This is a genomic window from Sphingomonas sp. P3_C5, assembly GCF_056402635.1.
Genome location: NZ_JBFUHA010000010.1, coordinates 138,359 through 162,278, shown reverse-complemented (window position 1 = coordinate 162,278; position 23,920 = coordinate 138,359). Strand labels below are relative to the sequence as shown.

Below are 23,920 nucleotides of genomic sequence, written 5' to 3'. Positions count from 1 at the left end.
CCCTGGCGCCTTTTGAATCAAAGGCTTTTGTTTTGCTGTCCGGGAAAGGTGGTGAGGCGGCCTGGCCGTGAACTCATACATGCGACAGGCAATGGCAGGCTGCCTCAGATCCTCTCCGCGTTAACTGTCCAGCGTCAGACTTGTCCGATATATGAAATCGGCTGTAAAGTCCAAATCGTGCGTTCTTGTCCCACATAATGGTCATTTTGCCGATTTTGGCATTAATCCTCACGCGGCAATGGTGCCACGGCGCCTCGACGCGTTCTCAAGATCGATGAAGGGGAAGCCGTGCCGACGAGAGTCTACATCTCAGCCAGGGCGTCGATTTAACTGGAAGGATATGGTGGACGCACTTGGGCTCGAACCAAGGACCCGCTGATTAAGAGTCAGCTGCTCTACCAACTGAGCTATGCGTCCATACCGGGCAGCAGATGAGGCGCGTTGGAGGCGCCGCCGCTTCGGGGAGGGCGCCCGTTAGCATCCGTCACCTTTGTTGCAAACCCTTTTTTCCCCAATGTGGTAAAATCGATCCTACCAACGCACCGTTTGGCGGTTCTGGCGGTCGATCGACATCAGGATGCCGATGCAGAGCAGCACCGTCATCTGCGCCGATCCGCCAAAGCTGATGAGCGGCAGCGGCACGCCGACCACGGGCGCCAGACCCATCACCATCGCCATGTTGATCGCGACATAATAGAAGATCGTCGAGGCCAGCCCTGCCGCGGTGAGGCGGGCGAAGCGGGTTTGCGCACGCAACGCCACCATCACCCCCCATTGGACAATGATGAAAAAGGCCAGGATCAGCAAAATGCCGCCGACCAGTCCCCATTCCTCCATCATCGTCGCCAGCGCAAAATCGGTCTGGCCTTCAGGCAGATAGTCGAGATGGCTCTGCGTGCCATTGAGGAAGCCCTTGCCGAAAATCCCGCCCGATCCGATCGCGATCTTCGATTGGCTGATATGATAGCCGATGCCGAGCGGATCGCTTTCGGGATCGAGGAAGACGAGGATGCGGTTGCGCTGATAGCCATGGAGCACGAAATTCACCGCAAGCGGCACCGCGGCCCCGACCGCAAGCGCGCCGCCGATGAAGAGGCGCAAGGGGACGCCGGCGAGGAACATCACGGTGATGCCGCCGAACATGATCATCAAGGCGGTGCCGAGATCGGGCTGCTTCATCACCAGTGCGGCAGGGATCAGGATCAGCAGGGAGGCGGGCCAGATCGCGCTGAAGCGCCGCGTCTCGTTTGGCGGCAATGCATCGTAGAAGCGCGCGACCGCCAGGACGATGAAGACCTTCATCAACTCGGAAGGCTGGAGACGGATGATGCCGAGATCGAGCCAGCGCTGGCCGCCGCCGCGCACCGCGCCGATCAGCTCCACCAGCACGAGCATGCCGATGAGCACCGTGTAAGCGGGTATCGCGATCATGCTCCAGGTCGATTCGCGCACTCCTGACAGCAGCACCGCGGCGGCGAGGAAGATGAAGAAGCGGATGCCCTGGGACAGCGCCCATGGGTGGAGGCTGCCGCCGGCCGCTGAATACATCACCAGTAGGTCGAAGCAGCCGATGGCGAGCACCAGCAGGATGATCTTCCAGGGCAGCTGCGCAAGCGGGGCGGGGACGAAGTTGAGGCCGCTCACCGATCATCCTCCGTCGAGCCGGTCTGGGCGACGCCGTCGCCATGTGCAGTCGCGTTGGCGAGTGCGTCAGCGGTTGCGTCCGCGGCCCTGGTCGCGTTCGCGACCGCAGCGGCATTGGTTGGCGCGTCGGCATCGGTTTCGGTCTGCGCCGCATCGACCGGCGGCGGCGCGTTGGCGGCGGCGCGATAGGCGGTCGTCTCGGCTGCCATGCGTGTCCTGATATCGCCGCCCCAGGTCGGTTCGACCTCGGCGAGTGATTTCAGCGCACGATCGCGATCGAGCAGATAGGTCATGATGTCGCGGCCGATAAGGGGGGTATCGAGATTGCGGACTGTATGGCCATTATGCTCGAGCACCACGGCGGCGGCGTAGCGCGGCTTGTCCGAGGGCGCGAAGCAGACGAACAGTGCGTGGTCGCGCATCTTGAAGGGCAGCGAGGCGTTCTTGAGCACGCCGGTCGAGCGCTCGGCCATGGTGATACGTCGGACCTGAGCCGTGCCGGTCTTCGCTGAAATCGTCACGCCCGGAATCTGGAGCCGCGCCGCGCCGCCGGTGCCGCCCTGGTTGACCACCCCGAACATCGCATCGCGCACGATGGCGAGATGGGCCGGATCGACGGGGAGGGCGGCCGCGGGATGGGCGTGATTTGCCAGAATGCTCGGTGTGAGCGACCGGCCCGAGGCGATGCGCGAGGCCATCACAGCGAGCTGCAACGGGTTCGCGAGCACATAGCCCTGGCCGATTGAGGCATTGAGGGAATCCGCAACCGTCCAGTCGGCCTTATAGCGTTTCAGCTTCCACGCCGCATCCGGCACCGTGCCATAACGCTGGCTGCCGAACGGCAGGTCGTATTTCTGGCCGAGCCCAAGCATCCGCGCCACCGGCGCGATGCGGTCATAACCCACGTCGCGCGCCATCTGATAGAAATAGATATCGCAGCTTTGCATGACCGCGTTCTTCATATCGAGCGCGCCATGGCCGTTTCGCTTGTGGCAGTGGAAGACGCCATTGCCGACGCGGAGCGCACCCGCGCAGGAAACCCGATGGGTCGGATCGACCCCAGCCTCGAGCAGGGCGAGCGCGTTCATCGGTTTGACGGTGGAGCCGGGGGGATAAAGACCCTGAAGCACCTTGTTCATCAGGGGCACGTGATCGTTATCGGAAAGCATCTTCCATTCGAGATGGCTGATCCCGTCCGAGAAGCTGTTCGGATCATAGGCCGGCATCGAGACCATCGCGAGCATCTCGCCGGTCGTGATATCGATCACCACTGCCGAGCCGGAGTTGGTGCCCAGCCTGCGCGCGGCATATTCCTGCAGGCCGGCATCGATCGTCAGGTGCACCGTCTCGCCGGGTACATCGGCCCTGGTCTCGAGCTCCTTGACCAGCTTGCCGCGCGCTGTGACCTCGACGCGCTTGGCGCCCGGCTGGCCGCGCAGCTGCTTTTCGAGTGTCTTTTCAAGCCCGTCCTTGCCCAGCTTGAAGCCGGGTGTGACCATCAGCGGGTCCTTGGTCTGTTTGTACTGCTCGACCGACGCGGCACCGACATAGCCGGTGAGATGCGCGACTGCGGCACCGGCCGGATAGCTGCGTGAAAATCCGCGAGACGGGGCGATGCCGGGCAGTTCGGGCATCCGCACGCTGACCGCGGCGAAGCGCTCGAGGTCGAGATTCTCGATGACCTGAACCGGGCGGAATCCCTGTGCGTGCTTCAGATCGGTGACGATCCGATCCATTTCCTCAGGCGGCAAGTTCAGGATCTCGCGAAGCAGGCCAAGCGTGCGGCCCTTGTCCTCAAGCCGATCGGGAATGATGTCGACGCGGAAATCGGTGCGGTTGTTGGCGATCGGCACGCCGTGGCGATCGACGATCCAGCCCCGGCGCGGCGGCACCAGGGTCATGTTCACCCGGTTGCTTTCGGAGAGCAGGCTGTAATGCTCATTCTCTTCGATCGCGAGCCAGGCCATGCGGCCGGCTAGCAACAGCCCGATCCCTGCCTGGCCAGCGCCGAGCATGACGGCGCGGCGCGAGAAGCTGTAGCTTTGCTGCGCCTCGGTGACCATGCGCGGCGGCTGGCTCATCTCGAACCCTTCCGCTTGCGATCAAGCCAGACGCAGAAGCTCGCAATCAGCGGGAACAGCAGGCAGGCGATCGCGAACTGGAGCAGCAACACCGTATCGACATGCGCGCTGAGCGGCGTCGCGATCAGCCGCCCGGCGAGGAGGCAGAAGCCGATAGAGCCACACGCGATCAACCAGTCCTGCCAGAAATCACGGAACACCAGACGGTGGTCGATCAGGTCGATCATGAAGAAGCAGAGCGTCCAGAGCAACATCGCGTTGCCGAGCGGCTGGCCGCTGAACAGATCGTCGAAAAAGCCGAGCGGCAGCGGTGCCCAGATCGGGAACACGCTCGGGCGGGTCAAGCGCCAGCCGAGCAACATCATCAGCCCGAGCGGCGGCAGGATTGGGAAAGAGGTGATGAACGGCCAGATCGTGATCAGCGAGCCGATCATCACTGAAGCCGGTGGCAGGATCCGGGCGGCCGCGGGCGGCGGCGCGGCGTCGAAGGGGCCGCGGGTCGGCGCCCTCATTTCACGGGAGCGGGCACTGGCGGTGCCTCAGGCATATAGGCCTGCACGACAAGCGCGAAATCGAGCGTATCGGGCTGCGCCAGCGTGCGAGCCAGCGCGATATCACGCGAGCGCTTGATGACCCGCGCCACGGGCACATTGGGCGAATAGATGCCGCCGGCACCCGACGTAACGAACACATCGCCGGCTTCGAATCCGATATTGGTTGAGGTCGCGGCACGGATATCGAGCAGCCCGTCTCCGCGCCCGGCAGCGAGCGCGGGTAAACCGTCGCGGGTGCGGCGGACGGGCACGACGCTATCCGGATCCGACAGGAGCAGGACGCGGGCGCTGTTCGGGCCGACTTCGAGGATACGGCCGATAAGGCCCTCAGGCCCGCGCACTGGCTGACCCGTTTTCACGCCCTGCCAGGATCCGGCATTGAGCACGGCATAGCGCCGCGTGCTCGACGCGGAGGAGCTGACCAACCGCGCGGCGACGACCGGGCCTGCGACATGCTCGCGCACCTGGAGCAGGGTCTTCAGGCGGCGATTCTCATAGGACAGGGACCGTGCGCGCATCAGCAGGGCGTGGACATCGTCGAGCTGCTTCTGGAGCGCCACATTCTTGTCGCGCACGGCAACATAGCTGCCGATCGAGGAGGGGATCGCGCCAATGCCGCGACCGACCCAGCCGACGCCCGAAGAGACCGGGGTGGTCACCGTCGCCATGCTGGCCCGCAGTGCGGCGAAGGCGGGGGGATCGAGCGTGGCGAGGGCAAGCAGGACCGCGCCGACGAGCGAGCCCGCAACGGCGATCACATAACCCAGGAAGAGGCTGTACTGCGCCCGCCGTGAAAAGCCCGGACGCCGATTACGAGGCGGCGCCATCACTCCCCCATCCACATGTCCAGGGACCAACCATCGGCCCGGGGACTCAACACATTATCAAGCCGGTGAGTCATAAACCCAAAGGCTTCGCGCCCAAAGACCTCAGGCGCTATGCAGTACACCACGGAAGACCGGATCCTCGAGCGCACGGCCGGTGCCGAGCGCGACGCAGGTCAAAGGATCATCGGCAATCGTGACTGGCAGGCCGGTCTCGTCGCGCAGCACTTCGTCAATGCCCTTCAGCAGCGCGCCGCCGCCGGTGAGCACGATGCCCTGATCGACGATGTCGGCGGCCAGTTCCGGTGCGGTATTCTCGAGCGCAATACGGACACCCTCGACGATCTGGCCGACCGGCTCCGAGAGCGCTTCAGCGATCTGGCCCTGGTTGATCTGGATCTCTTTCGGCACGCCGTTGACGAGATCGCGACCCTTGACGTGGATGGTGAGGCCGATGCCGTCTGGTGGCGGCTTGGCGACGCCGACTTCCTGCTTGATCCGCTCAGCCGTGGCATCGCCGATCAGCAGGTTATGGTTGCGACGGACATAGGAGACGATCGCCTCGTCCATTTTGTCGCCGCCGACCCGGACCGAAGTGGTATAGGCGAGGCCGCGAAGCGACAGCACCGCGACCTCAGTCGTGCCGCCGCCGATATCGACGACCATCGAGCCGATCGGCTCAGTGACGGGCATGTCGGCGCCGATCGCGGCTGCCATCGGCTCCTCGATCAGCCACACCTGCGAAGCGCCGGCATTGGAAGCCGCGTCACGGATCGCGCGGCGCTCGACCGAAGTCGAGCCTGACGGCACGCAGATCACGATCTGGGGCCAGCGCAGGAAGCGGCGCTGCCCGCCATGGACCTTGTGGATGAAGTGCTTGATCATCTGCTCGGCGACGTCGATGTCGGCGATGACGCCGTCACGAAGCGGGCGGATCGCCTGGATGCTGTCGGGCGTCTTGCCCATCATCAGCTTGGCGTCCTCGCCGACCGCCTTCACGCGCTTCACGCCGTTGAGCGTCTCGACTGCAACCACCGACGGTTCGTTGAGGACGATGCCCCTCCCGCGGAGGTAGACGACCGTGTTTGCGGTGCCGAGGTCGATCGCCATATCGTGCGACATCATTCTGAAGAACCGCGAGAAGAAAGCCATTTATCATTCCGTTCCAGGCCGCCCCTGAGCCGGGTTGCGGCAATTCGCACCTATCATCCCGAAAACGCTTCATAACCGGTTAGCCAGAGCTGGAATTCCACGCTCTAGTTGCTGATGAATGCGGGTCGCGGGATGCCGTCGATTGGGCTAGAGCTACACCCATGTCAATACGCCGCCTGCCTGAACATCTCGTCAATCGTATCGCTGCCGGTGAAGTGGTGGAACGGCCCGCCAGCGCGTTGAAGGAACTGGTCGAGAACGCCATCGACGCAGGCGCGCGCCGGATCGCGATTCGTCTCGTGGCGGGAGGCACCGAGCTGATCGAAGTGACCGATGACGGCAGCGGCATGGCGCCTGCCGAAATGGCGCTCGCGCTGGAGCGGCACGCGACCTCGAAGCTGCCGGACGAGGCGATCGAAAACGTCACGACGCTCGGTTTTCGCGGTGAGGCGTTGCCCTCGATCGCGAGCGTCGCGCGGCTGACGCTGGAAAGCCGGGCGCGCGGGGAGGAGGGCTGGGCGCGGCTGGTGGACAACGGCGCGCTGATCTCGGAGGGGCCGGCGGCGATTCCCCCTGGTACTCGGGTGCGGGTCGAGGCGCTGTTCGAGCGGGTGCCGGCACGGCGGAAGTTCCTGCGATCGGCGCGGTCGGAATATGCCGCGAGCCTGGATGTCGTGCGCCGGCTGGCGATGGCGCGGCCGGATATCGCCTTCAGCGTCGAGCATGATGGGCGCAGAGCCTTGTCGGTTTCGGCCGACGAGAGCCTTCCCGACCGTGTCGCCGCGCTGACCGATCGGGGGTTGAGCGACAACGGCATCGTCATTGCGCTTGAGCGCGAAGGATTGCGGCTCGGCGGGATCGCCGGGCTGCCGACCTTCAACCGCGGCGTAGCGGATCATCAATATCTGTTCGTCAACGGCCGGCCGGTGAAGGACCGGCTGCTGGTGGGTGCGGTGCGCGGCGCCTATGCCGAGATGATGCCGCGCGACCGGCATGCGATGGTGGCGCTGTTCCTCGAGGTGCCGGCGGATGCGGTGGATGTGAACGTCCACCCCGCCAAGACCGAGGTGCGCTTCCGCGAGCCGGCGATGGTGCGTGGGATGATCGTCTCGGGCTTGCGGCGCGCGCTCGACGAGGCCGGGCATCGCAGTGTGCAGCGGCCGAGCGATAGCGCGCTGGCGGCGTGGACTCAGGAGCCGACTGGTGGCGCTGCGCCGGATTTGTGGACTAGATCGGGTGTTGGTCTCGGTGAGACTTCCCCCACCCCTTACCCAGCATCGGCGTCTTCGGCCCTGTCCGGGGGACAGGGCTACGCCGATGCTCCTGAAGGGGAGGGGCTGATATTGGGCGGCCGTCAGCACGCCGTGTTTGACCGTCGCACCTCGTTCATCGCGCCGCCGATGGCGCGGGCCGAGCCGGCCTATGCGCCGCCGCCCGACACGGTCAGCTTCCCACTCGGCGTGGCGCGTGGCCAGGTCGCGAAGACCTATATCGTCGCTGAGGCCGAGGACGGGCTGGTGCTGGTCGATCAGCACGCCGCGCACGAACGCCTCGTTCTCGAACGGATGCGCAAGGCGATGGCCAATGGCGCAGTTTCCTCGCAAGCCTTGCTCCTTGCCGAGGTGATCGAACTCGACGAGCCTGCCTGCGACCGCCTTGAAGCCCGTGCCGCTGAGCTCACCGAATTCGGGCTCGACCTCGAACGCTTCGGCCCGCGCGCGATGCTGGTACGCAGCGTGCCGGCGATGCTGGGGCAAGGCGATGTGGTGGGGCTCGTCACCGACCTCGCCGACGAACTCGCCGCTTTCGACGAGGCGCTATCCCTGCGCGAGCGCCTCGACCATGTCGCGGCGACCATGGCCTGCCACGGCTCGGTGCGGGCGGGGCGCGTGCTGTCGGTCGCCGAGATGAACGCGCTGCTCCGCGAGATGGAGGTCACCCCGCATTCCGGGCAGTGCAACCATGGTCGGCCGACCTGGGTGAAGCTGGCGCACGGCGATATCGAGAAGCTGTTTGGGCGGAAGTGAGGAGTGGCGTTGAATACCATGTTCCTGAATCTGATCGTCTTGCGCACGGACAAGATGACCGAACTGGTTGCCTTCTATGAAGCGCTCGGCTTGTCGTTTGTGCAGGAGCAGCACGGAACCGGCCCGACGCATTTTTCGTGCGAATTAGGGGCGACAATTTTCGAGATTTATCCGGCGTCGGAAAATCAGACAACATCGTCGACGCGCATAGGCTTCGCGGTCCACGACCTGGAGCGGTCCTGTGAGATGGCGGGGCGGTTTGGGCGTATTGTGAAACCACCCACCCAGGGCGAGCGCGGCTATCACGCAGTGGTTCAAGATCCCGGCGGTCACAAGGTGGAGTTGCTGCAGGTGAGTTGAAAGCTCGCCGCGTCGCACAGGGAGCCAAGAAAAAATAACGTGAAATCGGGCTGCGAGAAGTTGTTCAGGAGGAAATCCGGGGGCAGTTAGCGCCTGTTTCTCCCTGTTACGGCGCAATAACAGGGAGGAATTTTTATTTTTGGCCCGTTTTCGGGCAATTTGTTGGAAATAATATCCTTTATTACTAAGGCTATAGTGGTCATTCTCCCTGTTATTCCGGAACAGGGAAGCGTGTTGGAGATAACAGGGAGAGGTGTTGGAAATAACAGGGAGGCGTGTTGGAATTAACAGGGTGGAGCATTGCCGGAACAGGGTGCTCGATCGGACGCGTGGTGAAGGCAGTTCTGGCGGAGACATCATAGTCAGAGTCTTCGCACGGATGGCCAATGTGTTGAATCACGCGCCGTGATCTTCAGTATGCTCGATGCCTTATGTGACCCCATAGCCCAGGCATCGCCCGTCGATGCCGCCGTTACCGCAAAACCCGATTTTAATTTTGACGATTTATCAGCGCGGTGATCCTTCCCGGGGGACGATCCATGTATTTTCTCAAAGGGCTCTTCGCGCGCCTTGGTTTTATCCTGATCCTGGCCGTAACCGTACGGCTCGTCGCCGGCGCGTTCTCTCCGGCGCATCCGAAGAACGAGGTGCCGATGGTCGAGGTGCAAGAGGCATCGGGTGGCCATTTCCTTGTGCCGAAGCAGGCGTTCGCTTCCTCAAGCCTTGCCGCGTCGCTGGACGATCCCGCCATGCAGACGGCCCTGGACATTGTGCGCGCGCGTAGCGGCGGCAGCCTGGGCATCGGTGACGGCGCGAAGCTCGAATTTCGTTCGGTCTCCGGCCCCGTGACGCTCAGCGCATCCGAGGTGGAGGCTGTGAACAGCGAATATCGGCGCCTGAAGCTGCTTCCAAGCGACGTTCCCGACGAAGAGAATTGACGCATTGGAATGCTCCCCTGAGGTGAGACACGATAATTAGGGACAGCTATTTGCTGTCACGGCCAAGGGCTGCTGCGCAGCAACCCTTGGCCACATCTTTTCACACTCGTCAGGCGACGCGATTKGCTCGTGCTCAACGCGGCGCCATCGCCCGACTTTAACGGCTCTGAGCGGTGAGTTTTGATCAAGGCCAACTGCTATTGCCGACCCCGCCAAGGTAGGGAGCGAGGCATTCTTCATGGGTGAGGAAAATGATCAGCGCTGTGCGGCGGAACGGGATAGAGAAATGCTGCTGGAAATGAATATTTTAACCAATCAGCAGCGCTGTAAATTTAGTTTGTATTTTATAGACCGCCAAATGTGAATCTATTTTGCGCACACAATAGCCTAAAATTGACGCGAATTTCATATTTATGAATTTCAATTATAGTTAATTTTGCGATTGCAACGAATGATTCCTGTTGGTTACGCTGCGTTAAGTCTTGGCTTCTAGCGATCAGCGCTACGGGGAATTTTGGGGGGTTATTATGGTCGAGTATGTTCGCCTTGGGCTGGAATCTGTTGTCAACACCCAGACGACGGGCGACCAATTTTCCCCGAGCGTCGCCGGGTTCGCCACAGGCGGCTTTGTCACCGTCTGGCAAACCACCGATACGACCCAGGATGGTTCCGGACGTGCGATCAAATTGCAGCGCTATAATACGGCCGGGGTAAAGTTGGGCGGCGAAATCTTGGTCGATTCGTCTCCGGCTGGTGATCAGACGGCGCCCAGCGTCACGACGCTCAGCAATGGCGGGTTCGTCGTCACATGGCAGACTGCCGACACAACCCAGGATGGTAGCGGCACGGCGATCAAAGCGCGCGTATACGGTGCCAGCGGGACAGCATTAGGCAATGAGTTCCTTGTCGAAAGTCAGACTGTCGGCGACCAGACCAAGCCTTCGGTAACAGCGCTGGATTCGGGCAATTTTGTCGTAACATGGCAAACCTCAGACGCCGCTCAAGACGGATCGGGTGCAGCGATCAAGGGGCAAATATATACTGCGGCTGGAACGGCAGTCGGAGGCGAATTTCTCGTCAGCCCTCTCAACATGGGGTCTGAGTTAACCCCGTCGGTAACGGGACTGGCAGGCGGCGGTTTCGTCACCGTATGGACGCTCGGTGCCGGCGTGCTTGCCGATGTCTACGGCCAGACTTTTGACGCCAGCGGCGCAAAGACTGGCGCGCCATTTCTGCTGAGCACGATGTCCTCGTTCAATCAGGACGACGCGTCGGTCTCACAGATTTCCGGAGGCAGATTCGTTGTTGCATGGTCCAGCGCGTCCAGCCTGACCTTCAATGATATTCAGATCAAGGCCCAGATATTCTCGGCTGACGGGACTAAGATAGGCGGCGAGTTCCAAGTCAACACGACCAGTATCGATCGTTATACGGGAGGACTACAAGCTTCCTTGCACCCTCAGGTGGATGATTTACCATCAGGTGGCTTCGTTGTCACATGGAATTCTACCGCTGGACTCGATCTAAACACAAGCACGCTGGGACAGATTTACGATACGAATGGTAATGTCGTTGGCGGAGAGATTACGGTCAACACTGTTTCAAATCGAGTCGAGGCTAGCGGCGATGTTGCTGTTGATGGAAACGGCAATATATTTTCCGTGTGGTATAGCAATACATCCTCCTTAACTGATTATGATATTAAAGGTGAAGTCCTGACAACCCATGCAGGTCCGGTCATCTCTTCAAATGGTGGGGGAAACTCGGCTGCGGTATCTGTGGCCGAAAACCAGACAGCAGTGACGACCGTAATCGCAGGCAATCCCAATGCAGCTGCAAGCCTGACCTATTCGATCATTGGCGGGGTCGATGCGGCAAAATTTTCGATTAATGCCTTAACAGGTATTTTAACTTTCACTGCCGCTCCAAATTTCGAAATAAAAAATGACTTTCTATCGGATAATATTTATGATGTTGTCGTCGCAGTAGCAGATGGCACTTACGTTGATACGCAGTTCATCGCTGTAACCGTGACAGATGTAAATGAACCGGTTGTGATTACATCGAATGGGACCGGAAGCTCGGCAGCGATTTCTGTTGCCGAGAACGGGGCCGCGGTTACGACAGTGATTGCATACGACCCGGAAGGCGCCTCGCTCAGCTATTCAATCATCGGCGGTGCCGACGCTGCCCGATTCTCGATCAATGCGGCCAGTGGCGCGCTCGTATTCGTCGCTGCACCTAATTTCGAAGCACCAAAGGACGCAGGCGCTAATAACATCTATGATGTGGTCGTGCAGGCCAGCGACGGGGTTACCGTCGATACGCAAGCACTCGCCGTAACGGTCACCAATGTCAACGAAGCACCCGTGTTTACTTTTACCACCACCACGGCGGCGTTTTTCTCGGAAACGCAAACATCGGCTAGCATGACAGTCATTGAGAATCGGACACAAGCCGTTGCCGATTTCAACGCGTCGGACCCGGACAACACGAGCCCGACTTTCAGCGTGTCAGGGGCCGATGCCAGCCAGTTCACCATCAATGCCGCTACGGGCATACTGAGTTTCATTTCTCCGCCGGACTATGAAGCTCATGCCGATGCCAACGGAGATAATATCTTTGATCTGTCAGTTACAGCGAGTGACGGAGTATACAGCGTTACCAAGACGGTAAGTATAACCGTACTCAATGATAACGAAGCGCCGTACATCACATCAAACGGTGGAGGTACGTCTGCTGCCATCACTCTTAACGAAAATGTGAGCTTTGTAACCAGCGTCACGGTTGGAGATCCCGATGGAAGGGTGGACCAGACTACCTATTCGATCATCGGCGGAGCCGACGCTGCCCTATTCCTATTCAGTCCCATCGGTCAGCTATTTTTCCGAGGCGCGTCGAATTTTGAATCTCCAACAGACGCGGATCACAATAATATCTATGAAGTGACGATCCAGATCACCGACGGATTTACTACGCCGGACACTCAGGCACTCTCGATATCGGTTATCAACGTAAATGAGCCGGTTGTGATTACGTCGAATGGGGCCGGGAGTTCGGCGGCGATTTCGCTGGCTGAGAATAGCGTTGCGGTTACGACAGTGACGTCGACCGATCCCGAAGGCGTTACGCGCAGCTATTCGATCATCGGCGGTGCCGACGCTGCCCTATTCTCGATCAATGCGGCCAGTGGCGCGCTTGGATTCATTGCGGCACCCAATTTCGAGACACCTACTGACGCCGGTGCGAATAACATTTATGATGTGGTCGTCCAGGCCAGCGATGGTGTCACCGTCGATACCCAAGCACTTGCAGTCACGGTGACTAACGTCAACGAAACACCTGCCATCACGTCGGGCAGCAGTTTTTCGGTTGCGGAAAATCAGACCCTGGCGGCGGTGATTACGGCCACTGATCCCGAGGGCACCAGCGCCGCTTTTGCCATCACCGGCGGTGCCGACGCGGCGCTATTCTCGATCAATTCCACGACTGGTGCGCTGAGCTTCATCGCCGCGCCGAATTTCGAGACACCCGCCGATGCGGGCGCGGACAATGTCTATAATGTCACGGTGCGGGCGAGCGATGGCACGTTCTCCGATACGAAGGCGCTGACGATATCGGTGAGCGACGTCAACGAGCCCGTTGTCATCACATCGAACGGAGGCGGGGCGAGTGCCGCGCTGGCGGTTGCCGAGAATGCGGCGGGTGTCACCACCATTATTGCCAGCGACCCGGAAAACGCGTCGCGGAGCTACTCGATTGTGGGCGGCGCGGATGCCGCCCTGTTCACGATCAATGCGGCAACAGGTGCGCTCTCTTTCATCGCCGCTCCCGATTTCGAGGCTCCCGGTGATGCCGGTGCGGACAATGTGTATGACGTGATCGTGTCGGCGAGTGACGGCGTGACCGCCGATACCCAGGCGCTTGCTGTCACCGTTACGAACGTTAACGAACCACTCGCCATCACCTCGGATGGTGGGGGTGACGTTGCGGCCCTCTCGGTCTCCGAGAACGCGACAGCTGTGTCGACTGTCACCGCGGTGGATCCCGAAGGAGCCGCACCAGTCTATGCGATCACCGGCGGCGCGGATGCGGCGCTGTTCACGATCAATGCGGCGACTGGCGCGCTTGCCTTCGTCAGCGCGCCCGACTTTGAGGCGCCGACCGATGCCGGGGCAAACAATGTCTATGACGTCATCGTATCGGCCAGCGACGGTGTGTTCACCGACAGCCAGGCCATCGCGATCACGGTAACCGACAGTGACGAGACGCCCGTGACACCAGTCGGGCAGAATCTCATAGGCACGGGCGGTGACGATATCATGCTCGGCCAGGGCGGCAACGACACCTTCTATGGCCGTGGTGGTAATGACAGGCTCTATGGCCAGGGCGGCAACGACTGGCTCGATGGCGGGGATGGCCGCGACACGCTCGATGGCGGGGACGGCGACGATGTCCTGATCGGCGGCAACGGGTACAACATATTGATTGGTGGTGCTGGAGCCGATGTCCTGGACGGCCGGTCCGACTACGGATTCAACGTCGCAAGCTATGCGAACGCCACGAGCGGCGTTTCCCTGTCGCTCGTCAACGGCGGCACTGGCGGCGAAGCCGCCGGCGATTCCTTTTTCAACATCTACGAAGTGGATGGGTCTGCCTATGCGGATCAGATCGAGGGAGACGATCTGGCCAATAATTTGATCGGCGACGCGGGCGATGACGTGCTGTCCGGTCTCGGCGGCAGCGACTATCTCGATGGCGGGGATGGCAGCGACACGCTGTATGGCGGCGACGGCAACGACACCAACTTCGAGTCGCCCTACGGTTTCGTTGACGATGGTGCGGCAGACCATGTTTATGGCGGTGCCGGGATCGACAATCTCATGGGCGGCGACGGCGATGTGATCGACGGTGGCGCGGGCAATGACTGGCTCCTGGTGAGCGGCAGTGACGGTGTTTATCAGGGCGGTGACGGTAACGACACGATCACCTTCTGGACGAGCTGGACCAGCGGTACGTATATCGACGGCGGCGCGGGCTATGACATTCTGGACATCAGCTACCGCTATATGGCGATCACAAGCATCGTCGGCATCGAGCAGATTGTGGCGAGCGACTATGCCGGTTCGGCGTCGACAATCTACGGCGTGACATCGACGCTCGATCTCTCGGCGGCGACCTTTAGCGGTTATCTGAATGTGACGGCCGCGTGGAGCTCCAACCCGGTGACGATCATCGGACCGTCCGGTTCCATCGGCACCGGCGGCTCATTGTTGCGGCTGACCGGCGCGGCGGGCAACGACAGCCTGACCGGGTCCTCCGGCAGCGATATGATCTATGGGAGCATGGGAGACGATATTCTGACCGGCCGGGCCGGCGACGACTATCTCAGCGGCGGCGATGGGAATGATGTCGCGATCTTCTCGGGCACAATGGGAAGCTATTCGATTGCGACCAGCGGCGGCAGTGTCGTGATTACCGACAACGCGCCGACAACCGATGGGAATGACGGTACGGACACCTTGTCCGGCATTGAAACCGCGCAATTCCAGGACGGCTCGATCGGCATCTCCGCGCCGATCATCCTCGACCTCGACGGCAATGGCGTCCGTACCGTCGACCTGTCTCAATCGACCGCTCGGTTCGATTGGACTGGTGACGGCCATAATGAGGCGACGAGCTGGGTGGGGCAGGGCGACGGGTTCCTCGTCTACGATCGTAACGGTGACGGCACTGTGAGCGGGGCGAACGAGCTTTCGTTCGTCGGCGACAAGGCCAATGCCGCGTCCGACCTTGACGGTCTGCGCGCTTTCGACAGCAATGGCGACGGCCAGTTTTCCGGCCTCGACAACAAATGGTCGTCGTTCGACGTCTGGGCCGACCAGAACGGCAATGGCCGGGTCGATTCTGGCGAGTTCCTGTCGCTCGGCGCGTTGGGCATCGCGTCGATCTCGCTTGCTGGTACGGCGGTCGATCGCGCCTGGAATTGGGGCCAGGCGATGACCGTCAATACCGGATCGTTCACGCTGACGGACGGCACAGTGCGTGCTTTCGGCGACGTGGCCGTAGGGTATTCTCATGATAGCCTTGGTTCCGGGCTGTTAGGGGGCGGCCCGGCATTCGTGCCGATTTCCGACCTTGCCGATGGCGAGGCGGCGGCGTCGGAGCAAGCTGTGCGCGGACTGTGGGGGAACCTGCGCGCACCGGGTGAGGCCGATTCATCGACATCATTCGCTGTCGTGTCGAATGACGGCGCGCAAAATCTGGCTGACCGCCAGGATTTCGCGAAGCATGATGTGCTGCAGTTCGACAGCGACATCTTCTCGGATTGGGCGCATCTGCTGGGGGCTACCCAGCAACAGGGAAGCGATCTGCTGATCACGCTCGATGCAGTCGATACGATCTCGCTCGATGCTGCCGATACGGTCGCGCTCCAGCATGTCGCGCTGGCGCACTCCACATGGGCGGACGCAACTTTTGTCTGATAGCTGCGGCAGGAATCAATCGTTTATGGCTGATATTCCGATTGGCGCAGCTACGCTTTCCGCGTTGGAGAAATGTCAGCGTCCGTCTGACTCCTCCAACACGCCAATCTGATTCAACCCATGCTGTGCGGGCGCTACACAGTGCCATGACCTGCCCATCGACCTATGCCGAGGGGGCAGGCGCTCAATAGAAATGATTGCGCCGGCGGTCATTGCAGCGCCTCGCCATCTCGCTCCTCTCCTTTGGCAGAGGACGCGAAGCCTTATGAGCGAAGCGAATTAGGCGAAGTTGGTGAGGGGCTCCGCACTATCGAGAGTGCGGCCCCCCTCACCAACTTCAGCTAGGCAGCAAGCTGCCAAGCTTCCGTATCCTCTCCCACTGGAGAGGAATTCAGGGACGCGACATCTCCAAAATTGGAGGGATCAGGTAGATTCGGGAATGCCGCAAAAGCGATGGATTACCTGGCGGCTCGGTGGTCTTTGCCTCAGGTGCGGGGAATTGGTTGGAGTTTGGCGCATATGTTTGGCTGGATGAAGAAGCGGCCCGCTCAGCTGGAGCCGGAGAGCAAATGGACGATTGCCGTTAGCGATGGGCGCATTGTCGGCAGCGACGAAGCTGGCGGAACCAGGTGGGTCGCGCTTGACGAGCTCTCGGGTGTTGCCATCGCAACCAATGATAGCGGTCCGTGGGATGCGGATGTCTGGTGGTTGCTATATGGCCAGGGCGATCAGCTGGCCTGCAGCTTTCCGCAAGGTGCAACCGGGGAGGAGGTTGTGATCGATATCCTCATGGCCATGCCCGGCTTCGATCATGGCGAGATGATCAAGGCAATGGGATCGACGGCGAACGCCGTGTTTCCAGTGTGGCGCCAGACGCCTTGAAGACCGTGTTGTTCGTTTGCAGCCAGAACAGGCTGCGCAGCCCGACCGCCGAGCATATCTTCGCGGATCGGGCTGATATCGAGGTGTCGTCGGCAGGGACGAACCATGATGCGGACAACCCGCTGACCGGGGAGCTGGTGCGCTGGGCCGATGTGATTGTCGTGATGGAGAAGACTCACCGGGCCAAGCTGCGGCGGCGGTTCCGCGAGGCGCTGAACGGCAAGCGGGTGATCTGTCTCGACATTCCGGACGAGTATGAATTCATGGAGTCAGCGTTGGTCGAGCTGCTTGAAGCGAGGATGGCGCGGCATCTCCCGGCACCACCTTCCGCGTTTGCGGGAAAGGGCTAAAAGAAGCGCAAGCAGGGGGCATCGCATGGCGCAGCAGGAAAGCCGGATCGATCCGGTCACTATCGTCGGGCTCGGGTTGATCCTGTTGCCCGTGCTGACGATGTGGCATGAGATTGGTGGCCATGCCGCGACCTGTATCGCGCTTGGCGGGAAGCTGGTTTCGGTTAGCGCTTTTTATGTCGAGTGCGAGAGCACCAGCCTGGTTTCGCGGCGACTGGTGGCCTGTGCGGGTGTCACGGTCGATACAGCGCTGGCGCTGGTTGCGTGGCAGTTGTGGCGCCGCGCAACGGGCGACCTCGCCCGGCTGGTGCTCTTCTACGTGATGATCGGAAAGGGGTTCGTCGCCGCGGGCTATTTCCTGTTCTCGGGGTTCAGCGGGGTCGGCGATCTCGGGCCGACACCGCGTGGGGGGCTTGCCGGGCTGGGTCAGCCCTGGCTGTGGCGGGCGTTGTTCATCGCGATCGGCGGATTCGTCTATTTCCGGCTGGTGAAGGCCGCGATCTCGGCGCTCAATGCTATGCTTGGCGATACCGAGGAAACGAAGGTCGCACGGCGGCGGATCGCCCATATCTTCTATCTGACGCTTGGTCTCGATGCGGTGCTCGTGGGGATGCTCAACCCGATCGGCATCTTCATCACCATCATGTCCGCCGCGGCTTCATCCTTCGGGGGCAACGCCGGCTTCATCTCGATGGGCTATGCGGTACAGCGCGGTAGCATCGCGCGCTCCTTCACAATCGAGCGGAGCTGGATCGTGTTTGCGATCGGAGTCTTGGTCAGCGCTGGATTTGCGCTGATCCTGGGGCCGACGCTGAGGTTCGGCTGAAGCACGCGAGACGAAGCGCAGTTATCGTGAGGCAGCAAACCTGGGCAGCGAAGGCGCGCCGTTCGGAGTCGTGCTGTAATCGATGACACACATGAAGCGATCGCGCGGGTGGGTGCCGCAGCCGACGCCGGCGTAATTGTTGCCGGCCGCGAAGATAAGGCTGCGGTGGCCGCGGCCGGGGACGCCGTCGTCGATCACCAGCTGGCGGACGACGGCGCCGGGGTCGTCATAGCCATAGGAGATGGTCTCGCCGACGAAAATGCCGCCGCCGCGTCGCTTCACCCGGTCGCCGGGTAAGGCGCCATTGGCCGAGCGGTGGCCGCTATAGCCGGTCTCGCCCTGCTCCTCGGCCAGGTCATGCGCCGCCAGCGCGAGCACTTCGCCATAAGCGAGCGGGGGAAGCGGCGCCTGCCGATCGAGGAAAGTGATCGCTTGGTCCACTGCAACGGTGCCCTCGCGAGTCATCACGCCGATTTCGTCGCCCGGCAGGCGGACGACGCGGCCGTCGAAGAAGTTGCGGTAGCGGCGCAGCTCGTCGGCATAATCGTGCGGATGGGTACGGACATAATTGACTTCGGCGAGGACCGCATCTTCGAGGCGCGGTGGTTCATTTGCCGCGACCAGGGTGAGCCAGCACAATCCAAGCGCCGCGGCGCAACGACCCAAACCCATTGTCTGAAGGCCCCCCGGCCCCGGCCACCGTGTGATTACGGCGGATTTCAATATGTTGTGGATGGTATCTTATCGCGGAAAGAAGGCAATTGGCTGGCGCGGCATAAACCATGGAGATGCGCCGGGGAGTGGCGATTGCACGCCGAAAGCGTAACTTGCTCGGGGCAAGCAGGCGAGGGCGGGTGCGGCATCAGTGAGTGGGCGGGGTTAGATAGGGGCTGGACGCGTGCACTCGTCTCCCCTCCCGCAAGCGGGAGGGGAGACGATAAGAAAAGGGCCGCCCMGATCGCTCGGGACGGCCCTTTTTCTTTGCCCTTGCGAGAGCTCAGCCTTCGCTGGGCTCTTCCGCGGCTTCGGCCGGTGCGGCGCTGACTTCAGCGGTCGCGCCTGGCTCTGCGTTCGGATCATAATCCTCGACAAAGCCGGCCTCGTCCTTTTCGAACATCGCCGTCATCACGTCGACGCCCTTTGCCTGCATCTCGGCCTCTTCAGGCGAGCGGGCGACGTTGACCTTGATCGTCACCGACACCTCAGGGTGCAGCGCGACCTTGACCTCATAGACGCCGATTGCCTTGATCGGCTTGTTGAGCACGATCGCCGACTTCGGCACCTTGTGGCCCTCAGTCTCGAGCGCGTCGAGCAGATCGCGAACGGCGACCGAGCCGTACAGCTGGCCGGTGTTCGACGACTGGCGGATCAGCGTCAGCGTGATGCCGTCGATCGTCTTGGCTTCGACCTCCGCCTCGCCGCGACGTGCGGCATTGTCGGCCACGATCTTCTCGCGGTTCTTCTCGAAGACCTTGCGGTTGGCTTCGTTCGAGCGAAGCGCCTTCTTGTTCGGCAGAAGGAAGTTGCGGGCGAACCCGTCCTTGACCTTCACCACATCGCCGATCTGCCCAAGCTTCTCGACGCGTTCCAGCAGGATCACATCCATGCGACCGCTCCTTACTTAACGATGTAGGGCAGGAGCCCCAGATGACGGGCGCGCTTGATCGCCTGGGCGAGTTCGCGCTGCTTCTTGCCGCTCACCGAGGTGATGCGCGACGGAACGATCTTACCACGCTCGGACACGAAGCCCTGGAGCAGCCGGACGTCTTTGTAATCGATCCGGGGAGCGTCTTTTGCCGAAAAAGGGCAGCTCTTGCGGCGGCGGAAAAATGGGCGTGCCATGGTCTATATGCTCCTTATTCGCCGTCGAAGTCGCGACGGGGGCGGTCGCCCCGATCACCACGGTCCGGACGGTCGCCACGATCGCCGCGCTCGCTGCGACGCTCACGATCACGATCGCTCTTGCGCATCATCACCGACGGACCCTCTTCGAGGCCGTCGACCTTGACGGTCATGTAGCGGATGATGTCTTCGTTGATCTGCGTCTGGCGCTCGAGCTCGGCGACGACACCAGCGGGGGCGTCGATTTCGAGCATCACGTAATGCGCCTTGCGGTTCTTCGCGATCTTGTAGGCGAGGCTGCGCAGGCCCCAATTCTCGGTCTTTACGACCTTGCCCTTGTTGTCTTCGATGATCTTCGTGGCGGTTTCCGCCAGCGTGTCCACCTGCGCCTGTGCCAGATCCTGGCGCGCAAGGAACACGTGCTCGTACAGAGCCATGCTGCTTTCTCTCATCTTGGCCGATCGCTGACGTGCGCACCATGCGCGACGCCCCTCCGGCTATCTTCTTCAATGCAAACCGGGGCGAAAAGCGTGTGCTCTCCACCCCGATGGCTGGTCCCTTAGCTGAAATCGGCGGAAAGGCAAGGCGTCTCGCGAGAAGAGAGGGGCCTCTCGCGAAGAAACGGCGGGGCATTGCTGCCCCGCCGCTCCCGTTCCCCGGACGGTGAGCCGATTGACGGCTTACCGGAAGGCGCCGGCGATGATCCCGGCGATTATGCCGCTGGTGACGCCCACCAGCACCGCATCATTGCCCGAACGGACATAGTGATAGCCGCGTGGCGGGGTCCGCAGGCGATAGCCGCGATAGTCGTTGATCACCCGGTAATTGTACGCCCGGCGATAATCGAAGCGCTCGCCGCGGCGCCAGTCGTTGCGGTACTGCATGCGATCGTTGCGGATCACGGTGCGGTCGACGACCACGGTGCGGCCGGGCTGATGACGGACGACGGTCTCGTGGCGCTGGTGCGGATAGCGATCCCCATAGCTCTGCGCGGACGCTTCGCTGGCAACCATCGGGCTGGCGATCATCGACGCGGCGATCGCGCTCAGGATGAACTTCTTCATGGTACTCACTCCTCGGTTCGGCGCCTCGTTCGGCGTCCAGACCTATCTAGGATGCGGTTGTCGCAGGCCCGTCCCGAAGACACGGCAAAATGGTCGCCATTTGTCGCGGCTTGCCTAACTTCGTTCAGCTTTCTAGTCCGCCAGCCTGAATCGAAGGAACCGAGCATGCGCGCATTCATCTTCCCCGGGCAGGGCAGCCAGGCTGTCGGTATGGGCAAGGCTTTGGCCGAGGCGAGCGCGGTTGCGCGCGCGGCGTTCGAGGAAGTCGATGAGGCGCTCGGCCAGCATCTCTTCAAGCTGATGAGCGAAGGGCCTGAGGACGAGCTCCAGCTCACCGAGAATGCCCAGCCGGCGATCATGGCGAATGCGATCGCGACGCTCAGGGTGCTGGAGAAGGAAGGCGGCGTCCGCCTTGCCGACAAGGCTGATTATGTCGCTGGCCATTCGCTCGGCGAATATACCGCGCTGTGTGCGGCCGGTTCGCTCGATCTCGCGACGACGGCGTTGCTGCTCAAGCATCGCGGGCAGGCGATGCAGGCGGCGGTGCCGGTCGGCGTCGGTGCGATGGCGGCTTTGCTCGGCGCCGATGTCGAAAAGGCGCGGATCATCGCCAATGCGGCGGCCGAGGGCGAGGTGTGCACCGTCGCCAATGACAATGATCCGTCGCAGGTGGTGATTTCCGGCGCGCGCGAAGCGATTGAGCGCGCGGTGAACATCGCCAAGGAATATGGCGCCAAGCGTGCCATGCTGCTGCCGGTGTCGGCGCCGTTCCACTGCCCGTTGATGCAGCCTGCCGCCGACGCGATGGAGAAGGCGCTGGCCGAGGCGCGGATCGATTCGCCGCTGGTGCCGGTGTTTGCGAACGTGACCGCGCAGCCGGTCAGCGACCCGGACACGATCCGCCGCCTTCTGGTCGAGCAGGTGACGGGCATGGTGCGCTGGCGCGAATCGGTGCTGGCGATGGCTGATACGGGGGTGGAGCGCTTCGTCGAATTCGGCGGCAAGGTGCTTGGGCCGATGGTCCGGCGGATCGTGCCTGATGTGGATGCGGTGAGCGTGATCACGATGGATGATATCGAGGCGCTCGCAAAGGCACTTTAGAATTTCGCTCTCATTTCAGGGAGAGGGAACGAGGAGAGAAGAATGTTCGACCTGACAGGCATGACAGCATTGGTGACCGGCGCTTCCGGCGGGCTCGGCTCGGCGATTGCCGAGGCGCTGGCGGGGCAGGGGGCTCGCCTCGCGGTCTCCGGATCGAATGTGGAGAAGCTCGAGGTGTTCAGGGCCGGGCTTGGCGGCGATCATGTCGCATTGCCGTGCGATCTCTCGGACGCAGCTTCGGTGGACGCGCTCGTGCCGCAGGCCGTCGAAGCGCTCGGCAAGCTCGATATCCTGGTCAACAATGCCGGCGTCACCCGCGACAACCTCGTCATGCGGATGAAGGATGAGGAATGGGACATGGTGATCCGGGTCAATCTGGAAGCCGCTTTCCGTCTCGCCCGAGCTGCGGCGCGACCGATGATGAAGGCGCGGTTCGGGCGGATTATCTCGGTTACTTCCGTTGTGGGGACGACTGGTAATCCGGGCCAGGCGAATTATGCCGCCTCCAAGGCTGGGCTGGTCGGCATGTCGAAGGCGCTGGCACAGGAATTGGCCTCGCGCGGGATCACCGTGAATTGTGTCGCGCCGGGCTTTATCGCGTCGCCGATGACCGATGTCCTGCCCGAAGCGCAGAAGGAAGCGCTCAACGCGCGCATCCCCGCGGGGAAGATGGGCGAGGGCGGCGATATCGGCGCGGCCGTGGTCTATCTCGCCAGCAAGGAGGCGGGTTATGTTACCGGGCAGACGCTGCACGTGAATGGCGGGATGGCGATGATCTGAGTCTATTTTCTGCCTCCGGCAGATAGTGAGTGAAAAACTGTCCTTGTGCGATGGTAATCGGCCGCGTGGAATCGGAGGAAGTTGCATGAAAAGCGGAATAGTTTGTTTCATCGTAGCAACATACATTTCCACACCAGCTTTCGCCGCAGAAGGTGCCCCGATTGATTGCGTATTTACTAAGTTAGACTCGGTGACGTTGAGTGCAATCGCTGCGGACATTAAAGCTCGTATGCTTCACGAAAATCCTCCAGATGTTTCAAAGACAAGAGACGCTGTGATCGACTCTCTCGATCAATGCCAAGTGAAGCATGGATGGTCGGATTCGCAGCGGACTGCCGCTTTTAACTATACTTTGGCGAAGGTGGGTCTGCCTGGCGCGCAAGAGATGGTTCGGCGTGACGGATTCGATCCGAATCGCGTAGAGGCGATTTTTCGAGCGCTGCCCAAGCACCATCGTCTGGCTTTGGTGCGGAATCAGACGACGCCGCTTGAGAGTACCAACGCGTTTGGGAATGCCTTGGAGAAGGGCAACGTCCATTTGACCAGTCGCGCGCAGGTGGGCCACGTGGCTGCTTTGATCCTCGAGATCGACACGATGGATACCAATCGAGATATGCTCACCGCGCGCTAGCTGCCTCACCCCCCTTGCAAGGGCACCACACGCGTTCTACGTGCGTTCAGGAATTCAAAACCCCCAGCGATAGAGGGACGATACAATGAGCGAGACCGCAGACCGGGTGAAGAAGATTGTCGTCGAGCATCTCGGCGTCGAGGCCGAGAAGGTGACCGAGGACGCGAGCTTCATCGACGATCTGGGCGCGGACAGCCTCGACATCGTCGAGCTGGTGATGGCGTTCGAAGAGGAATTCGAAGTCGAGATCCCCGATGACGCTGCCGAGAAGATCACGACCGTCAAGGACGCGATCACCTTTATCGACGAGCACAAGAGCTGATACATGGTGATGGCGCATGCTGCGCCGGAACCAGCCCGAAGTCGGGCCGGCACTGAA

General features: G+C 61.6%; 22 protein-coding genes and 1 tRNA gene. 12 read left to right on the top strand and 11 right to left on the bottom strand.

Annotated features, from left to right (window positions below; translation table 11 throughout):
• Positions 1-341 precede the first annotated feature (341 nt).
• From AC1DVS_RS22005 to AC1DVS_RS21980, 6 genes are all read right to left on the bottom strand, one after another.
• Positions 342-417 (bottom strand) — tRNA-Lys (locus AC1DVS_RS22005).
• Between the two features lie 114 nt (positions 418-531).
• Positions 532-1,644, bottom strand: a complete 1,113-nt coding sequence (gene rodA, locus AC1DVS_RS22000; RefSeq protein ID WP_478026382.1) for a rod shape-determining protein RodA — start codon at positions 1,642-1,644, stop codon at positions 532-534.
• The gene (mrdA, locus tag AC1DVS_RS21995) at positions 1,641-3,725 is read right to left on the bottom strand and encodes a penicillin-binding protein 2 (RefSeq protein ID WP_478026380.1); all 2,085 of its coding nucleotides are present in this window, start codon (positions 3,723-3,725) and stop codon (positions 1,641-1,643) included. The genes rodA and mrdA overlap by 4 nt, the downstream gene beginning before the upstream one ends.
• Positions 3,722-4,237, bottom strand: a complete 516-nt coding sequence (gene mreD / locus AC1DVS_RS21990; RefSeq protein WP_478026378.1) for a rod shape-determining protein MreD — start codon at positions 4,235-4,237, stop codon at positions 3,722-3,724. The genes mrdA and mreD overlap by 4 nt, the downstream gene beginning before the upstream one ends.
• Positions 4,234-5,106 carry a rod shape-determining protein MreC gene (locus tag AC1DVS_RS21985; RefSeq protein WP_478026376.1) on the bottom strand — a complete coding sequence of 291 codons (873 nt, stop codon included), beginning with the start codon at positions 5,104-5,106 and terminating at the stop codon, positions 4,234-4,236. The genes mreD and AC1DVS_RS21985 overlap by 4 nt, the downstream gene beginning before the upstream one ends.
• 102 nt (positions 5,107-5,208) lie before the next feature.
• Complete coding sequence (locus tag AC1DVS_RS21980; protein WP_478026375.1) at positions 5,209-6,255, bottom strand: rod shape-determining protein; 1,047 nt, start codon at positions 6,253-6,255, stop codon at positions 5,209-5,211.
• Positions 6,256-6,416: 161 nt separating this feature from the next.
• On the opposite strand from AC1DVS_RS21980, the gene mutL reads away from it, so the two are divergent.
• From mutL to AC1DVS_RS21940, 8 genes are all read left to right on the top strand, one after another.
• On the top strand, positions 6,417-8,282 hold the full coding sequence (gene mutL / locus AC1DVS_RS21975; RefSeq protein ID WP_478026373.1) for a DNA mismatch repair endonuclease MutL: 1,866 nt from the start codon (positions 6,417-6,419) through the stop codon (positions 8,280-8,282).
• 18 nt (positions 8,283-8,300) lie between these two features.
• A complete protein-coding gene (locus AC1DVS_RS21970; protein ID WP_478026401.1) occupies positions 8,301-8,642 on the top strand; it encodes a VOC family protein in 342 nt (113 codons plus the stop codon).
• 515 nt (positions 8,643-9,157) lie between these two features.
• Positions 9,158-9,580, top strand: coding sequence for a hypothetical protein (locus tag AC1DVS_RS21965; protein WP_478026371.1), 423 nt, complete (start codon positions 9,158-9,160; stop codon positions 9,578-9,580).
• A 238-nt stretch (positions 9,581-9,818) separates the two neighbouring features.
• The gene (locus AC1DVS_RS21960; RefSeq protein ID WP_478026370.1) at positions 9,819-9,944 is read left to right on the top strand and encodes a hypothetical protein; all 126 of its coding nucleotides are present in this window, start codon (positions 9,819-9,821) and stop codon (positions 9,942-9,944) included.
• A gap of 163 nt (positions 9,945-10,107) precedes the next feature.
• Positions 10,108-16,065: a beta strand repeat-containing protein gene (locus AC1DVS_RS21955; protein ID WP_478026368.1), complete on the top strand. Its 5,958-nt coding sequence runs from the start codon at positions 10,108-10,110 to the stop codon at positions 16,063-16,065.
• Positions 16,066-16,584: 519 nt separating this feature from the next.
• On the top strand, positions 16,585-16,947 hold the full coding sequence (locus AC1DVS_RS21950) for a hypothetical protein (RefSeq protein WP_478026366.1): 363 nt from the start codon (positions 16,585-16,587) through the stop codon (positions 16,945-16,947).
• The gene (locus AC1DVS_RS21945; RefSeq protein ID WP_478026365.1) at positions 16,944-17,297 is read left to right on the top strand and encodes a low molecular weight protein tyrosine phosphatase family protein; all 354 of its coding nucleotides are present in this window, start codon (positions 16,944-16,946) and stop codon (positions 17,295-17,297) included. Before AC1DVS_RS21950 ends, AC1DVS_RS21945 begins: the two co-directional genes overlap by 4 nt.
• Before the next feature lie 25 nt (positions 17,298-17,322).
• Positions 17,323-18,123: a hypothetical protein gene (locus AC1DVS_RS21940; RefSeq protein WP_478026364.1), complete on the top strand. Its 801-nt coding sequence runs from the start codon at positions 17,323-17,325 to the stop codon at positions 18,121-18,123.
• Between the two features lie 21 nt (positions 18,124-18,144).
• Here AC1DVS_RS21940 and AC1DVS_RS21935 read toward each other — a convergent pair whose 3' ends face one another.
• The 5 genes from AC1DVS_RS21935 to AC1DVS_RS21915 all read right to left on the bottom strand — a co-directional run bounded on the left by AC1DVS_RS21935 (position 18,145) and on the right by AC1DVS_RS21915 (position 21,029).
• The gene (locus AC1DVS_RS21935; protein WP_478026362.1) at positions 18,145-18,795 is read right to left on the bottom strand and encodes a CAP domain-containing protein; all 651 of its coding nucleotides are present in this window, start codon (positions 18,793-18,795) and stop codon (positions 18,145-18,147) included.
• 325 nt (positions 18,796-19,120) lie between these two features.
• Positions 19,121-19,729, bottom strand: a complete 609-nt coding sequence (gene rplI / locus AC1DVS_RS21930; RefSeq protein WP_478026360.1) for a 50S ribosomal protein L9 — start codon at positions 19,727-19,729, stop codon at positions 19,121-19,123.
• An 11-nt stretch (positions 19,730-19,740) separates the two neighbouring features.
• Entirely contained in the window at positions 19,741-19,965 is a 225-nt protein-coding gene (rpsR, locus tag AC1DVS_RS21925) for a 30S ribosomal protein S18 (protein WP_034158365.1), read from the bottom strand.
• 14 nt (positions 19,966-19,979) lie between these two features.
• Complete coding sequence (rpsF, locus tag AC1DVS_RS21920; RefSeq protein WP_478026359.1) at positions 19,980-20,402, bottom strand: 30S ribosomal protein S6; 423 nt, start codon at positions 20,400-20,402, stop codon at positions 19,980-19,982.
• Between the two features lie 243 nt (positions 20,403-20,645).
• Positions 20,646-21,029, bottom strand: a complete 384-nt coding sequence (locus AC1DVS_RS21915) for an RcnB family protein (RefSeq protein WP_478026357.1) — start codon at positions 21,027-21,029, stop codon at positions 20,646-20,648.
• A gap of 165 nt (positions 21,030-21,194) precedes the next feature.
• On the opposite strand from AC1DVS_RS21915, the gene fabD reads away from it, so the two are divergent.
• The 4 genes from fabD to AC1DVS_RS21895 all read left to right on the top strand — a co-directional run bounded on the left by fabD (position 21,195) and on the right by AC1DVS_RS21895 (position 23,863).
• Entirely contained in the window at positions 21,195-22,130 is a 936-nt protein-coding gene (fabD, locus tag AC1DVS_RS21910) for an ACP S-malonyltransferase (RefSeq protein WP_478026355.1), read from the top strand.
• A 42-nt stretch (positions 22,131-22,172) separates the two neighbouring features.
• The gene (fabG, locus tag AC1DVS_RS21905; RefSeq protein WP_478026353.1) at positions 22,173-22,910 is read left to right on the top strand and encodes a 3-oxoacyl-[acyl-carrier-protein] reductase; all 738 of its coding nucleotides are present in this window, start codon (positions 22,173-22,175) and stop codon (positions 22,908-22,910) included.
• 85 nt (positions 22,911-22,995) lie between these two features.
• Complete coding sequence (locus AC1DVS_RS21900; RefSeq protein WP_478026352.1) at positions 22,996-23,541, top strand: hypothetical protein; 546 nt, start codon at positions 22,996-22,998, stop codon at positions 23,539-23,541.
• Between the two features lie 85 nt (positions 23,542-23,626).
• Entirely contained in the window at positions 23,627-23,863 is a 237-nt protein-coding gene (locus AC1DVS_RS21895; RefSeq protein WP_478026350.1) for an acyl carrier protein, read from the top strand.
• Positions 23,864-23,920 lie beyond the last annotated feature (57 nt).